Origin of the sequence: Streptomyces sp. KM273126, from assembly GCF_004337435.2 — a bacterium.
GTDB lineage: Bacteria > Actinomycetota > Actinomycetes > Streptomycetales > Streptomycetaceae > Streptomyces > Streptomyces acidicola.
The window spans coordinates 1,579,371-1,593,857 of sequence record NZ_SJXB02000002.1; the positions used below are offsets into that span (position 1 = coordinate 1,579,371).

Genomic DNA, 14,487 nt, shown 5'->3' on the forward strand with positions numbered 1-14,487 from the left:
TCGATGACACGGGCGGCACTACTTGTCCTGGCCGACGGCCGCTTTCCCGCCGGGGGCCACGCGCACTCCGGTGGGGCCGAGGCGGCCGTGAAGGCCGGGCGGATCACCGGTGCCTCGGGGGCGGCGGGGCTGGAGGAGTTCTGCCGGGGGCGGCTGCACACCGCCGGGCTGGTGTCGGCGGGGCTGGCCGCGGCAGCCGCGCTCGGGGCTGATCCCGTGGAGCTGGACGGCGCCGCCGATGCCCGTACGCCGTCGGCCGCTCTGCGGGTCGCCGCGCGGAAGCTGGGGCGGCAGCTGATGCGGGCGGCTCGGGCCACGTGGCCCTCAGGGGAACTCGATGCGCTGGCACGCCAGTTTCCGAAGGGGGCGCATCAGCCGGTGGTGCTCGGGCTGGCGGCCCGGGCCGCGGGGCTGGAGGCCGAGGACGCGGCGTACTGCTCCGTGTACGAGTGCGTGAGTGGACCGGCCACCGCCACGGTGCGGTTGCTGAGCCTTGATCCGTTCGATGCGACGGGGGTGATGGCTCGGTTGGCGCCCGAGATGGACCTGGTGGTGCGGCGGGCGGTGGAGGCGGGGCGGAGGGTCCTCGACGGAGGGGTTGATGCCTTGCCTGCGGGTTCGGCTCCCTTGCTGGAGATCAGTGCGGAGGTTCATGCGGGGTGGCCTGTGCGGCTGTTCGCGTCCTAGAGGTGGTCGCCCCCGCCGCCCTTACCCATTCTCATCCTGCCTGGGGCTCCGCCCCCAGACCCCTATCGGCCTGAACGGCCTCGTCCTCAAACGCCGGACGGGCTGGGTGTGGCTGGACCGGGCTGAATGCCGCAGCCCGGATTGGTAGCCGCGACCGGATCAGTGGTCGAACCCGGATCAGTGGTCGAACCCGGATCAGTAGTCGCGCCCCATCAGTAGTCGCAGCCCCCACCAGTAGTCGCAGCCCGCATCAGTAGTCGCAACCCGGATGAATGACAGGAGCCGCTGCCATGCACCTCGATCACGCCCACACTCACACCCACGACGGGCCCTCCGCCGTCAGTGCCGACGCCCATCGGCCCGACGGCACCCGTCGTGCCCTGCGGATCGGGCTCGGCGGTCCGGTGGGCTCCGGGAAGACCGCCACCGTCGCCGCGCTCTGCCGTGCCCTGCGGGACGAGCTGTCGCTGGCCGTCGTCACCAACGACATCTACACCAGGGAGGACGCCGAGTTCCTCCTCCGGGAGGCCGTGCTGCCGGCCGAGCGGATCACTGCCGTCGAGACGGGTGCGTGTCCCCACACCGCCATCCGGGACGACATCTCCGCGAACCTGGAAGCGGTCGAGGATCTGGAGGACGAGGTGGGGCCGCTCGATCTCATTCTTGTCGAGTCCGGGGGTGACAACCTGACGGCGACGTTCTCCAAGGGGCTCGTCGACGCGCAGATCTTCGTCATCGATGTGGCCGGCGGGGATGACATTCCGCGTAAGGGCGGGCCCGGTGTCACCACCGCCGACCTGCTCGTCGTCAACAAGACGGACCTCGCGCCCCACGTCGGCTCCGATCTGGCCCGGATGGCCGCGGACGCGAAGGCGCAGCGGGCCGAGCTGCCCGTGGTGTTCCAGTCGCTGAGGAGCGAGGGAGGCGTCGCGGCCGTGGCCGCGTGGGTGCGGGGACAGCTCGCCGCGTGGACGGCATGACGACGGCGGGGGTGCGGGCCACCGCTCGGATCTCGGCGCGGGACGACGGGAGGGGCGGGACCGCGCTCCCCGTGCTGGAAGGTGACGGGCCACTCGCCCTGCGGCGCACCCGGGCAGCCCGTGGTGACGAGGCACGGGTCATGCTCGTGGGGGCCATGAGCGGGCCGCTCGGTGGGGATCACTTCGCCGTGGAGGCGGAGGTCGGGGAGGGGGCCCGGTTGCACGTGGGGTCGGCCGCCGCCACGATCGCCCTGCCGGGTCAGGGGAAGGGCGAGGCACGTTACGACCTGCGGCTCAATGTCGCCGCCGGGGGCGAACTGCGGTGGCTGCCCGAGCAGTTGATCTCCGCGAAGGGGAGCGAGCTGGAGGTGTCCTCGCTCGTGGAGCTGGCGCCCGGCGCCCGGCTCGTCTTTCGTGAGGAGCAGGTGCTCGGGCGGGCCGGAGAGGAGCCGGGGCGGCTCACCAGCCGGCTCACCGTCAGGCTGGGCGGGCGGACGTTGCTCGACCAGGAGATGGCGTGCGGGCCGGGCGCTCCCGGGGGATGGGACGGTCCCGCCGTGCTCGCGGGGCGTCGCGCCCTCGGCCAACTCGTCGTCGTACGTCCCGAGTTCGAGGAGTCGTTGCCCGAGGCGAGGGCGCTCGGCGAGTACGCGGCGATCAGCCCGCTCGTCGGGCCCGCCGTTCTCGTGACGGCGCTCGCGGGTGATGCGCTGCGGCTGCGGCGCGTGCTCGACGAGGCACTCGCGTCACTCGACTGACAGGGGTCTCACCGCTGGGCGGAACGTCGCACACCGGCTATCGGGTTAGTAAAGAAGCCTCGCCGTGTCTGTTCCCGGCCGCCTCACAGCGGCGAGGATCCCCCGTGACCACTCGCAACGAAGCAGGGGGAGTTCTCACTTGAGCCTGATGAACCTGATGAGCCGGAGAGGCAAGCGACCCGCCCGGCGCGCGACGGCGTTCGGTTCCGCAGGAGCACTCGTCTCGGCGGCACTGATAGCAGGTGTCGTCACCGCGCCCCCGGCGGGCGCGGACGCCCGCATCGTCAAGGACCCGGAGGCGCGCGGTACGGCCGTCGCAGCGGCCAGGGCCGCCAAGAAGGGCATCGACTGGAAGGACTGCCCCACGGACTGGGGCCTGGAGAAACCGATCCAGTGCGGCTGGGTGACCGTGCCGCTCGACTACGCCAAGCCGTACGGCAAACAGATCAAGCTCGCCGTCGACCGTATCGGCAACACGGGCACCAAGTCCGAGCGGCAGGGCGCTCTCGTCTACAACCCGGGCGGGCCGGGCGGTTCGGGCCTGCGCTTCCCGCGCCGAGTCACCACCAAGAACCCGCTCTGGGTGAACACGGCGAAGGCGTACGACTTCGTGGGCTTCGACCCCCGCGGCGTCGGCCACTCGGCTCCCATCTCCTGCATCGACCCCCAGGAGTTCGTCAAGGCGCCCAAGATGGACCCGGTCCCGGACTCCGAGGCCGACAAGCGCGCGCAGCGCAAGCTCGCCGCCGAGTACGCGGACGGCTGCAAGGAGCGCAGCGGCGCGATGCTGCCGCACATGACGACGCCGAACACCGCCCGCGACCTGGACGTCATCCGGGCCGCGCTGGGGGAGAAGAAGCTCAACTTCCTCGGTGTCTCGTACGGCACGTACATCGCCGCCGTCTACGGCACGCTCTTCCCGGGCCATGTGCGCCGCATGGTCGCCGACAGTGTCGTCAACCCGTCGCGGGAGAAGATCTGGTACCAGGCCAACCTGGACCAGGACGTCGCCTTCGAGGGCCGCTGGAAGGATTGGATCCAGTGGGTCGCGCAGAACGACGCGACGTTCCACCTCGGCGACACCCCGGCCGAAGTGCAGGCCGAATGGCTGGAGTTGCGCGCCACCGCCAAGAAGGACCCGATCGGAGGGCTCGTCGGCCCGGCCGAGCTGATCTCCTTCTTCCAGAGCGCCCCGTACTACGACTCCTCGTGGGTGCCCACCGCCACCGTGTGGAGCGCGTACGCCGCCGGTGACACCCAGGCGCTCGTCGACGCCGCCGCACCGGACCTCACCGACACCGCGGGCAACGCCGCCTCCGAGAACGGGAACGCCGTCTACACCGCGGTCGAGTGCGCCGACGCCAAGTGGCCCACGAGCTGGACGACCTGGGACCGCGACAACACGCGGCTCCACGCGAAGTACCCGTTCATGACCTGGGCCAACGCCTGGCTCAACCTGCCCTGCGCCACCTGGAAGTCCCAGCAGCGCACCCCGGTCGAGGTGAGGACGAACAAGGGCCTGCCGCCCGTCCTGATCGTCCAGGCCGAGCGCGACGCGGCCACCCCGTACGAGGGCGGCGTCGAACTGCACAAGCGGTTCAAGGGCTCCCGCCTCATCACCGAGAAGGACGCGGGCTCGCACGGCGTCACCGGGCTGACGAACCCGTGCGTCAACGACCGCGTGGACGCCTACCTGCTCACCGGCAAGGTGGACAAGGCCGACGTGACGTGCGCGCCGCACGCCACGCCCAAGCCGTAGGCGCACGAAGAGGGAGTAGGGGCGGCCGGGATTCCGGCCGCCCCTACTCCCTCTTCTTCTGCGGTCTCCTCACGCCTGCCGGCCGGCCAGCCAGGCGTCCTCCGCCGCGTAGTCGAAGAGATCCCCGTACACCTCGGCCATCCTGGGGTACGCCTCGCGCCAGTCCCGGCCGTCCAGCCGGCGCTCGATCCAGGCGACCGTGTCCGGGAGCGTCTGCGCGTACCGGGCCACCGGGCGGTAGCCCAGCTCCCGTTCCGCCGCCGACATGTCGCAGACCACGGGCATCGGGACCGACCACGGTGTGTCACCCACCGTGGGGGACGGGGCGGGGCCTTCGACCAGCACGCTCTCCGTGCTGACGCCCATCACGGCGTCGATCGCCGCCGCGATCTCCGCCACCGTCGGCGCGTCGGGATCGACGGCGTTCAGGGCGCGTGAGCCCGGCTGTGCGGCGGCCAGCCGGATGAGTTCGGCGATGTTGTGGACGCTCGCCGGATGGAAGCGGCTCTTCCCGCCGTAGGCGAGGACGCGCACGGGGCACCCATCCAGGTTGCGTTTCACGAAGTACAGCTCGCGGGGCGTGCGGCAGTGCGGTCCGTGGATCGCGCCCGCGCGCAGCAGCGTGGTCGGCAGCCGGTCGGCGGCGGCGAGGAGGTCACGCTCCAGGCCCGCCTTGCGGGTGCTGTACGAGGTCTCGCCCGGCCGGATCGTGCGCTGCTCCTCGGTGAGGGGCACGGGGTACTCGGGGAAGCCGTCCGGCTCCGCCTGGGTGTCGAAGTTACGGCCCTTGCCGTCCTCGTACACCGCCATGCTGGAGACCACCACGGCCGAGCCGATCCGGTCGGCCAGGGACGTCAACTGGCGTGCGTGCTCCGGGCCGTAGGCGACCATGTCCACCACCACGTCACAGCCGTCGCCGATGACGGAGGCCAGCGCGGCGTCGTCCGTCCGGTCGGCCGCCTCGGCACGCACCTCGTCGGGCCACCCGTCGTCACGTCCACCGCCCCGTGAGAGGGCTGTCACGTCCCAGCCGTCGCGCGCCAGCGCGCCCACGGCCACGCGCCCGATCTGTCCCGTCGCTCCGATCACCACAGCTCGTGTCATGAGGCGACCGTACGAGCCCGGCGACGCCGTTCCCAGGCGACTCTGCCGAGAGCAGAGCCGACGGGTGAGGCGGGACACGGCCGACACGGTCCCGCGCCCCGAGCGGAGCGACCCGTCAGCTGAGCGGTATCCGCGGGAACCTGCGTTCCTTCGCCTTCGACGCCTTCGCCGCCTTCTCTTCGGACTGCTGCGCCTTGGCCACGGCCGCGTACTGGTCGACGTACTCCTGCTCGGAGAGCGAGAGGATCGCGTACATGATCTCGTCGGTGGCGGCGCGCAGGATGGCCTTCTCGTTCTCCATGCCGGCATAGCGGGAGAAGTCGAGGGGCTTGCCGAAGCGGATGACGACCGGGTGGATGTTCGGGATGACCTTGCCCGGCGGTTGCGCCTCGAAGGTGCCGATCATGGCGCAGGGGATGACCGGGACCCCGGCCTTCAGCGCCATGACCGCCACGCCGACCTTGCCCTTGTACAGGCGGCCGTCGTGCGAGCGCGTGCCCTCCGGGTAGATGCCGAGGAGCTCGTTCTTGCTCAGGACGCCCAGGCCCTCGCGGATCGCGGCCTGGCCCGCGTCCTTGCCGGAGCGGTCGACCGGGATCTGCCCGGCGCTGCGGAAGAAGTGGGCCGTCAGCCGGCCCTTGATGCCGGGGCCCGTGAAGTACTCGGCCTTCGCGAGGAAGGTGATGCGCCGCTTCAGTACGGCGGGCATCAGGAAGTGGTCCGAGAACGACAGGTGGTTGCCCGCGATGATGGCCGCGCCTGACGACGGCACGTGTTCGAGGCCCTCTATTCGGGGCCGGAAGACCAGTCGCAGCAGCGGCCCCAGAAGCACGTACTTGAGCACGTAGTAGAACACGGTGTCCCTCTCACTCGACCGGGCGGGCACTGTAGGTGTGTTCTGCCAGGTCACAGCGCACAACCACGGAATCAATCGCTTTGAGGGTGCAGCCGCCTGTGGTCAGGTCCGTTGGTACTCATGCCTGTGCTGGCGCTTCGTCAGGTGCCTGAGTGCTGGTGAGGCTCGCCCTGCGGTACTCGACGGCGATCGTAGCCCGACTCACCGTGCCACTTGGAGCCCTCGGTCCGCCTCTGTCACCTCGGGGAAGTGCCATGACCACCCGTCAGGTGACCGTCGGCCCGACGAGGCGGGAGCCGTGCCGGAGCCCCGCGTCGGCGTCTGGTCTTGATCCCCGTGCGGTCGACCCCCGTCCGGTTGATCCCCGACCGGCGGGCCCGGACGCTGTATCGCTCGTACACTGGACATGCGGGTAGTCGCGCTCGCAGGCCACGGAGAGCGCGTCATGACAGCGGACATCGATTTCACGGCCTTCTTCGACGCCACACCAAGCCCGTACCTGGTACTCGACACGGACCTGGTGATCCGCTACGCCAACCCGGCCTGCCTGCAGTCCACCGGACGGACCAGCGAAGAACTGATCGGGAAGTACTTCTTCGACGCCCTGCCGGAAAACCCCCGCGCCCCCGACGACGACGCGGAACGGAACGTGAAGACGTCACTGCGCCGGGTCCTGGACACGGGGAAATCGGAAACCCTGGTGCTGCAGCGGTACGACATGCCCGCTCCCGACCGGCCGGGCGGATTCGAGGAGCGGTGGTGGTCCGAGATCCTCACCCCGCTGTCCGAACCCGACGGCACGGTGAAGTGGGTCGTCCAGCGAGCCGAGGACGTCACCGCCTTCGTCCACTCGCACCGGGCGCACGAGCTCTCCGCGGACTTCACCGAGCGGGAGAAGGGCATGGCGGCCGAGCTGTACGTACGGGCCCGGGAACTGCACCGGCTGAACCAGGAGCTGCGCGAGGCCCATGCCCGTGAACGACAGGTCGCCGTCACTCTGCAGGAAGCCATGCTCTACGTCCCCGACCTGCACCGGTACAACGAGAACATCGCCGTGCGGTACCTGCCGGCGACCACCTCACTGAACGTGTGCGGCGACTGGTACGACGTCGTCGACCTGCCGCCCGACCGCTACGCCGCGGCGGTCGGGGACGTCATCGGCCACGGACTGCACGCCGCGGCCGTCATGGGCATGCTCCGCAGCGCCCTGAGCGCGGCCATCCGCGCCGTCCCCAGCCCTGCCCAGGCTCTGGAGGTCCTCGGCCTGTACGCCCGCTCCCTGGAAGGCGCGACGGCCGCAACCGCGGTCAAGGTACTCATCGACCCCCGGTCCAGACTGATCATCTACAGCAACGCCGGCCACCCGCCGCCCGTCCTGCTCCACACCGACGGGAGCTGTGAGCTGCTGGACCAGGCCACCGATCCACCGCTCGGCGCCCGTCTGCACCATGTCCCGCGCCCCCAGGCCGGTCTGACCTACGCCCCTGGAGACACCCTCGTGCTGTACACCGACGGCCTCATCGAGCGCCGCGACGAGGACATCGACGTCAGCCTGGCACGCCTGACCACGGCGCTGGCTCAGGAAAACGCCCTCGCCCCCGACCAGCTGGCCGACGGGCTGCTGGACCGCCTCGGCGTCGCCGGTGGCGCACCCGACGACGTCGCCCTCATCGTCATCCGCCTGTGACTCGGGGTACTCGTGGCGGAACAGGATCAGGTGGCCGCGGAGGTGCACGCCGGGCGAAGGAGGGCGCGATGAGTCACCCCGTGCTGGTGGGCGTCGACGGGTCTCCGCGGAGTTCGGCGGCGGCCGACTGGGCGGCTCGGGAGGCCGTGCTGCGTGGCGTCCCACTGTGCCTGGTCCATGCCTCCCCGCCGCTTCCGGGCACCGCGGTGCCGGTCCAGGCCATGGACAGGTTGCGTCACATGGGGGAGCGGATGCTCCAGCGGGCGGTCGCCGAGCTCGGCGACCGCTACCCGGACCTCGACGTACGCGGCGAACAGGCCGACGACGCCCCGGCCCCGGCGCTCCTCGCCGCGGCACGTGCTGCCCGGCTCCTCGTCGTCGGCACACGGGGGACGGGAGGCTTCGACGGTCTCGCGGTCGGCTCGGTGGCCCTGCGGATGGCGGCGGCGGCCCCGTGCCCCGTCGTGCTGGTGCCCTGGCGGTCTCCGGGCGCCTCGGGGGAAGGCAGGCACACGGCACGTGGTGCTGCCCAGGTCGTGCTGGGGTTCGACGCCCATCACCAGGTCGGTGAGGCGGCGGACTTCGCGTTCTCGGCCGCTGAGGCACGCGGAGCGCGTCTGCGGGTGGTCCAGGCCTGGGCCCTCCCTGCCGAGTCCGTGTCTCCCCGGACCCTGGTGGTGACCGAGGAGGACCGCGCCACCTGGGAGGACCAGGAGGTTCTGCAGCTCTCCGACGCCGTGCGCGCGTGGCAGGAGAAGTACCCGCGGGTGACGGTCCGTACCGATGTCATGCTGCTCCACCCCGCGGAAGCGCTCCTGAACACGTCCCGGACGGCGGACCTGCTCGTCGTCGGGCGCCGTACCGATCCACGGGCGTCCGAGGGCCGGCTCGGCCCGGTCACCCACGCCGTACTGCACCACGCCCGCTGCCCGGTGGCGGTCGTACCGCACACCGGCTGAGAGCGGACCAGCAGCGCCGATGACGGTCCGGCGAGTGTCCGGCCACGGTCGGCCAGTCGGCCAGTCGGCCAGTCAGCCGAAGAACACCCCGAACTCGTCGTACAGCGATGGCTCGACCACCTTGGTCTTCGCCGTGGCATCGGCGAGGGGCACACGGACGATCTGCGTACGCTGCAGGGCGACCATCACACCGAAGGCACCGTCCTTGACCGCGTCGATGGCGTGCAGCCCGAAGCGTGTGGCCAGCCACCGGTCGAAGGCGCTCGGAGTGCCACCGCGCTGGATGTGCCCCAGGACCGTGGTGCGGGCATCCGTGCCGGTGCGTTGCGAGATCTCCCGCGCCAGCCATTCACCGATGCCGGACAGCCGCACATGGCCGAACTCGTCCAGCGTCCGATCCTTGAGGATCATCTGCCCCTCCTTGGGGACGGCCCCCTCGGCGACCACGACGATCGGCGCGTAGTTGATCTTGAATCTGCTCGTCACCCACCCACAGACCTGATCGATGTCGAAGGGCCGCTCCGGGATGAGGATCACGTTGGCTCCGCCCGCGACACCGGCGTGCAGCGCGATCCATCCGGAGTGCCGCCCCATCACCTCCACCACCAGGGTGCGCATGTGCGACTCCGCGGTGGTGTGGAGGCGGTCGATGGCCTCGGTCGCGATACCTACGGCGGTGTCGAAGCCGAAGGTGAAGTCGGTGCCGGAGACGTCGTTGTCGATGGTCTTCGGCACACCGACCAGCTTGATCCCGTGACGGCTGAGCTCGGCGGCCACACCGAGCGTGTCCTCGCCACCGATTGCGACGAGCGCGTCCACGTCGTGGGCGGCAAGCGTGTCCTGCACGCGCCGCAGCCCGTCCTCGTGCTTGAACGGGTTGGTGCGGGAGGAGCCGAGGATGGTTCCACCGCGGGGGAGGATCCCGCGCACGCTGGGGATGTCCAGCGGCACGACGTTGCCCTGGAGCGCGCCGAGCCAGCCGTCCCGCAAGCCGACGAACTCGAAGGCGTACTCCTGGACGCCTTTGCGGACGACGCTGCGGATCACGGCATTGAGGCCGGGGCAGTCACCGCCGCCGGTCAGCACGCCGACCTTCATGGTTTCCTCCCATCCTCCGGTCCTCCCTCCAGCCTCCTCCCGTTCGATCCGCTCCGGCCACTCGACGGGGGCCTGCGCGGCAGGGTGCGCAGGGACAGGAAGGTCAGGGACCTTCGGCACTTGTGAGCCGGGCCGCCGCTGTCGGATGGTGGAGAGGAGAAGCGGTGGGGGAACGGACCAGCGACCCGCTGGAGGCCGGCTCATGAATGCACACGGTTCGCCGTACGCGTCCGACCCGCACCCGCCGCACCGGGAGCGGGTGTCCAGAGGCGCCAACCCGCTGCGACGCACGTCCGACAAGATCGAGACCTGGTTCTGCCGCTTCCTGCTGCTCGTCCTCACCCTCGGACTGCCCATGGCCTCGATCAGTGCCGGGGTGACGGCATACGAGTCCTCGATGCGCACCGTGCAGGCCCAGACCGCGCAACGGCAGCAGGTCACAGCCCGGCTGACGTCGGATGCCGGGGGCGGTGCCGGAGACGGGACACGACAGGCGCAGATCCACTGGACCGACAGGAACGGCAAGGAGCGGAGCGGGACCACTCTCGTGAGGTCGGGAACTCCCAAGGGCACCACCGTCCGCGTCTGGCTCGACCGGGACGGCATCGTCACCGGTCCGCCGATGACCGAGTACAACGCGAGGACCACGGGCTGGTTCGCGGGCAGTTCGGCGGCGGCCGGGGTGTTCGCCGGGTTCCTGGCGGCGCGGGCAGGCATGCGCCAGGTGCTGGACCGGAGGAGGTACGCGCGGTGGGAAGCCGAGTGGGCCCTGGTGGAGCCCCTGTGGTCCGCGCGCTTCCGGCAGTGACCTTCCGGCAGTGACGGGCGCAGGACACGCACGGGAGCCGAGGAGGTGGTGCTGATGTCCGATGCGGCGACCACTGATCTGTACGAAGTGACGATGGCCATGTCCTATCTGAGGGAGGGCAGGACCGGCCCCGCGACGTTCAGCCTCTTCGTCCGCGAGCTGCCCCCTGACCGGGGCTTTCTGGTTGCCGCGGGGCTGGAGTCGGCACTGGACTACCTGTCCGGTCTCCGGGTCGGCCCGGAGGACGTCGACGCGTTCGCGTCCGCGCTGCACCGGCCGCCCCGCGATCTGGAGCCGCTGCTCGGACTGGAGTTCACCGGCCGGGTGCGGGCGGTGCCCGAGGGCCGGATCGTCCTCGCGGGGGAGCCGCTCCTGGAGGTGACCGCGCCCCTCCCACAGGCGCAGCTCGTCGAAACGTATGTGCTCAACCAGCTCAACCATCAGACGACGATCGCCTCGAAGGCCGCGCGATGCGTGCTCGCGGCAGCCGGGCGCCCCGTCGTGGACTTCTCCCTGCGGCGGACCCATGGCCCGCAGGCCGGATTCCAGGCCGCCCGCCTCGGTGTGATGGCCGGCTTCACCGGGACCAGCAACGTGGCCGCGGCCACGGCCCTGGACGTACCCGCCGTCGGCACGATGGCCCATTCCTACGTGGAGGCCTTCCCGACGGAGGAAGAGGCGTTCAGTGCCTTCGCACGCTGCCACCCCGGTCCGGTGACCTTGCTGGTGGACACCTACGACACCGAGTCCGGCGTCCGTGTCGCGGCGCGCGTGCTGCGGGACCTGGCGGACCGCGGGCCCGGATCCGCCGTACGGCTGGACAGCGGTGACCTCGGAGCCCTGGCCGTCCGGGCCCGGGCCGTCCTCGATGCCGAGGGCCTGCCGGACGTACGGATCATCGCCAGCGGCGGCCTCGACGAGCACGGTGTGGACGAACTGGTGCGCTCCGGCGCGCCCGTCGACGTCTACGCGGTCGGCACCCGCTTCGGGGTCTCGGCCGACGCACCGTATCTCGACTCCGCCTACAAGATGGTGGAGTACGACGGCCGGCCGGTGATGAAGCTCTCCTCGGCGAAAGCCTCGGCACCCGGCGCCAAGCAGGTGTTCCGCCGTCCCGGATGCGTCGACGTGATCGGTCTTGCCGACGAGCCCGCCGCCGGCGTCGGCAGGCCGTTGCTGGGGACGGTGATGCGGAGCGGGCAGCGCACCGGTACGAGCCCCACGCTCGACGAGTGCCGGGAGCGATTCGCCGCCGATCTGGCCGAGTTGCCACCGGCGGCCCGTCGGATCCGCGCACCGGTCGCCCCTCGCGCGACGCACTCCGAGCGGCTGAGCGCACTCGCCGACCAGATCCGCCGTGGCATCGAGGAGGAGACACGGGCCATCGCCGCGCGGCTGAGGGGCCCGGAACGAACCGTGTACGGATCGCGCCGTTCCGTACTGAGGTGAGGAGAAAGCCGATGCCGCATACCGTGGAATGGAAGGTTCGTCTGTACCTCTTCGAGGACGAGGGAACGACGAAGGCACAGGTGGTACTCGACGACGGAACCACGGTGCTCACCGGCCACGGTGCCGCGCACCGCAATCCGGCGGACGTGGATGTGCCGGAGATCGGCGACGAACTGGCGGCGGGCAGGGCCATGCACCACCTCGCCCAGCAACTCGTGAGCGCCGCCGAGCGCGACATCGAGGGCATGGGTGCGACAGGCCCCGGTTCCCGCCCGGTCGTCGGATGGCTCAAGTGACCGATGGGGGTGAAGCAACCGGGCCGGCCTCGCACTGACGGGCGCCGGTCCGGAAGCCCGGCCGGTGAGCGGCCGGTCCGTCTCCAGGGGCGGGCAGCTGCTGCTCCAGAAGCAAGGAGGAAGACGATGACGCTTCCCGTACGTCGCGGAAGGGGCGCGTCCCCCGCGTGGGACCCCTTCCGTGAGATCGAGGATCTCCGCACCCGGATGGAACAGCTGATGCGTTCCACCTTCCCCTTCGCGGGCGCCGGCTCCACCGAGCCGGGTGCGGCCCAGACGTGGGCGCCGCTGTCCGACGTCGAGGAGACCGAGGACGCATACGTCGTGGAGCTGGAGCTTCCCGGGGTGGACAAGGACCGGATCACCGTGGAGGTCAGCGAGGGCGAACTCGACGTCCGCGGCCAGATCGAGGCGAGGGATCGCGCCGGCGTGGTCCGCAAGCAGAGCCGACACATCGGTGAGTTCGACTACCGCACGAGTCTGCCGCCGAACTCCGACACCGAGCACATCAGCGCGGAACTCACCAACGGAGTCCTCAGCGTGCGTGTCCCGAAGGCCGAGCAGGCCAAGCCGCACCGCATCGAGATCTCCGGTTAAAGGGCGTCAGAAGCCCCCCTGGCGACGGGGCAGGGCGCCCTGGACCGCCGACGCCGACGCCGACGCCGACGCCGACGCCGACCACGGCAGGCCGGCCCGGCCTGCCGTGCCGGCTTCGTGGTCGACGGACTTGCGCCACCATCGTGAGGATGTGAGGAAGGGACGGCGACCATGCGAGCTCATCTCGGCGATCACCTTGTGATCGAGAGCCCGGTGACCGGTGCCACCAGGCGTGACGGCGAGATCGTCGGACTCCACCACGAGGACGGAACACCTCCCTATGACGTGCGGTGGTCGGACACCCATGAGGTGACGCTGGTCTTCCCCGGGCCCGACGCGCACGTCCGGCATGAGCCGGCCCGGCGGCCGGGCACGGACGCGGCGGAAGGCGTCTCCGGCAGGTCCCCGTCGGCAGAGCCGCCCAACCCCGGCGACATCGGCCGGCGCGCGGCGGCCGAGCGGCGGCGGCAGGGGCTGAGCCGGGAGGAGACGGCCCGCCGCGCCCGCATGTCGCCGGAGTACCTGGCGTATCTGGAGGAACAGCCGGCCGACCCGACCGTGGCAACGGTCATCAACCTCGCCGCAGCGCTGGGCATCAGCCCCGCGGCCCTGCGCGGCGGCGGCGCCGATCTGCCGCCCGGCCAGGGGCAGGCGCTGCTGCACCCGCAGCTGCGGGACCTCGGCTTCGACGAGTGCCGCGCTCTGCTGTCCACGCATGGTGTGGGGCGCATCGCGGTGTCCACGCCCGAAGGCCCGGCGGTCGTCCCGGTCAACTACGAGGTCGTCGACGACGCCATCGCCTTCCGTACGTCGCCCGGCTCCGTGCCCGCGGCGGCCGTGGGAACCGACGTCGCCTTCGAGGTCGACCACGTCGACGAGGCCATGGGCCAGGGCTGGAGCGTCCTCGTCGTCGGACCCGCGCGGGTCGTCGCGGAGCCCGACGCCGCTCGGCGACTGGCCGAGCACGCCCACTCCGAGCCCTGGCCGGGCGGCGAACGCGAGATGTGGGTGTCGATCCGGCCCACCCGCCTCACGGGCCGCCGCATCACTCCGGCCGACGAGTGAGCCCCCAGCACGGCCGCCGTACGGTTCGCCCTGCGCGAGGCCGAGGCGGGGGCTGCGCCCTGGAGGCCGTGCGCGCATGGCGCTGTCCGGTTCACGACCGCGTGGACCATGCCCGTCTCCACGGGAAACGGGCATCGGCCCACCTCACCGACGCGCTGCGCGACGCCGTACGTGAGCACCCAGGCGTCGAGGTGCACCGACGACCGGCCGAGGGCCCGGCCCACAGGATCCTCTTGGACGCGTCGGCCCGGGCCGACCTGATCGTCGTCGGTGCCCTGCGGCGGCACGGGCACTTCGGTCCCCGACTCGGCAGGGGCGCCCACACCCTGCCGCATCACTCCGACTGCCCGGTCGTCGCCGTCAACCGTCAGCGGGCCCGAAACC

At 71.2% G+C, this 14,487-nt stretch carries 14 protein-coding genes and 1 pseudogene; 12 read left to right on the forward strand and 3 right to left on the reverse strand.

Annotation, left to right across the window (positions count from 1 at the left end):
- The first annotated feature begins 3 nt into the window (after window positions 1–3).
- The 4 genes from E0500_RS37640 (at window position 4) to E0500_RS37655 (ending at window position 4,184) form a co-directional block, all read left to right on the forward strand.
- Window positions 4–687, forward strand: coding sequence for an urease accessory protein UreF (locus tag E0500_RS37640; protein ID WP_181587359.1), 684 nt, complete (start codon window positions 4–6; stop codon window positions 685–687).
- A gap of 290 nt (window positions 688–977) precedes the next feature.
- Window positions 978–1,667 (forward strand): urease accessory protein UreG, encoded by a 690-nt coding sequence (gene ureG, locus E0500_RS37645; RefSeq protein WP_131561867.1) that lies wholly within the window; start codon window positions 978–980, stop codon window positions 1,665–1,667.
- Window positions 1,664–2,425, forward strand: a complete 762-nt coding sequence (locus E0500_RS37650; protein ID WP_131561945.1) for an urease accessory protein UreD — start codon at window positions 1,664–1,666, stop codon at window positions 2,423–2,425. Before ureG ends, E0500_RS37650 begins: the two co-directional genes overlap by 4 nt.
- Before the next feature lie 148 nt (window positions 2,426–2,573).
- The gene (locus E0500_RS37655) at window positions 2,574–4,184 is read left to right on the forward strand and encodes an alpha/beta hydrolase (RefSeq protein ID WP_258573913.1); all 1,611 of its coding nucleotides are present in this window, start codon (window positions 2,574–2,576) and stop codon (window positions 4,182–4,184) included.
- Window positions 4,185–4,253: 69 nt separating this feature from the next.
- On the opposite strand, the gene E0500_RS37660 is transcribed toward E0500_RS37655, so the two are convergent.
- Together E0500_RS37660 and E0500_RS37665 are read right to left on the reverse strand one after the other, a co-directional pair.
- Window positions 4,254–5,276: an NAD-dependent epimerase/dehydratase family protein gene (locus E0500_RS37660; protein ID WP_165934940.1), complete on the reverse strand. Its 1,023-nt coding sequence runs from the start codon at window positions 5,274–5,276 to the stop codon at window positions 4,254–4,256.
- A 127-nt stretch (window positions 5,277–5,403) separates the two neighbouring features.
- Window positions 5,404–6,144: a 1-acyl-sn-glycerol-3-phosphate acyltransferase gene (locus E0500_RS37665; RefSeq protein ID WP_131561869.1), complete on the reverse strand. Its 741-nt coding sequence runs from the start codon at window positions 6,142–6,144 to the stop codon at window positions 5,404–5,406.
- A gap of 445 nt (window positions 6,145–6,589) precedes the next feature.
- Here E0500_RS37665 and E0500_RS37670 point away from each other — a divergent pair, with 445 nt between their 5' ends.
- The gene (locus E0500_RS37670) at window positions 6,590–7,831 is read left to right on the forward strand and encodes a PP2C family protein-serine/threonine phosphatase (protein ID WP_131561871.1); all 1,242 of its coding nucleotides are present in this window, start codon (window positions 6,590–6,592) and stop codon (window positions 7,829–7,831) included.
- A gap of 68 nt (window positions 7,832–7,899) precedes the next feature.
- A complete protein-coding gene (locus E0500_RS37675) occupies window positions 7,900–8,790 on the forward strand; it encodes a universal stress protein (RefSeq protein ID WP_131561873.1) in 891 nt (296 codons plus the stop codon).
- Between the two features lie 72 nt (window positions 8,791–8,862).
- On the opposite strand, the gene E0500_RS37680 is transcribed toward E0500_RS37675, so the two are convergent.
- Window positions 8,863–9,888, reverse strand: a complete 1,026-nt coding sequence (locus E0500_RS37680; RefSeq protein ID WP_131561874.1) for a 6-phosphofructokinase — start codon at window positions 9,886–9,888, stop codon at window positions 8,863–8,865.
- Between the two features lie 202 nt (window positions 9,889–10,090).
- Here E0500_RS37680 and E0500_RS37685 point away from each other — a divergent pair, with 202 nt between their 5' ends.
- From E0500_RS37685 to E0500_RS37710, 6 genes and pseudogenes are all read left to right on the forward strand, one after another.
- The gene (locus E0500_RS37685) at window positions 10,091–10,696 is read left to right on the forward strand and encodes a hypothetical protein (protein WP_131561876.1); all 606 of its coding nucleotides are present in this window, start codon (window positions 10,091–10,093) and stop codon (window positions 10,694–10,696) included.
- 54 nt (window positions 10,697–10,750) lie between these two features.
- A complete protein-coding gene (locus tag E0500_RS37690) occupies window positions 10,751–12,145 on the forward strand; it encodes a nicotinate phosphoribosyltransferase (protein WP_131561878.1) in 1,395 nt (464 codons plus the stop codon).
- An 11-nt stretch (window positions 12,146–12,156) separates the two neighbouring features.
- A complete protein-coding gene (locus E0500_RS37695) occupies window positions 12,157–12,441 on the forward strand; it encodes a DUF1876 domain-containing protein (protein ID WP_131561880.1) in 285 nt (94 codons plus the stop codon).
- Window positions 12,442–12,567: 126 nt separating this feature from the next.
- The gene (locus tag E0500_RS37700; RefSeq protein ID WP_131561882.1) at window positions 12,568–13,038 is read left to right on the forward strand and encodes an Hsp20/alpha crystallin family protein; all 471 of its coding nucleotides are present in this window, start codon (window positions 12,568–12,570) and stop codon (window positions 13,036–13,038) included.
- A 171-nt stretch (window positions 13,039–13,209) separates the two neighbouring features.
- On the forward strand, window positions 13,210–14,103 hold the full coding sequence (locus E0500_RS37705) for a pyridoxamine 5'-phosphate oxidase family protein (RefSeq protein ID WP_131561884.1): 894 nt from the start codon (window positions 13,210–13,212) through the stop codon (window positions 14,101–14,103).
- 6 nt (window positions 14,104–14,109) lie between these two features.
- Window positions 14,110–14,477, forward strand: a pseudogene (locus E0500_RS37710) (universal stress protein); the annotation flags it as partial.
- Window positions 14,478–14,487: the final 10 nt, after the last annotated feature.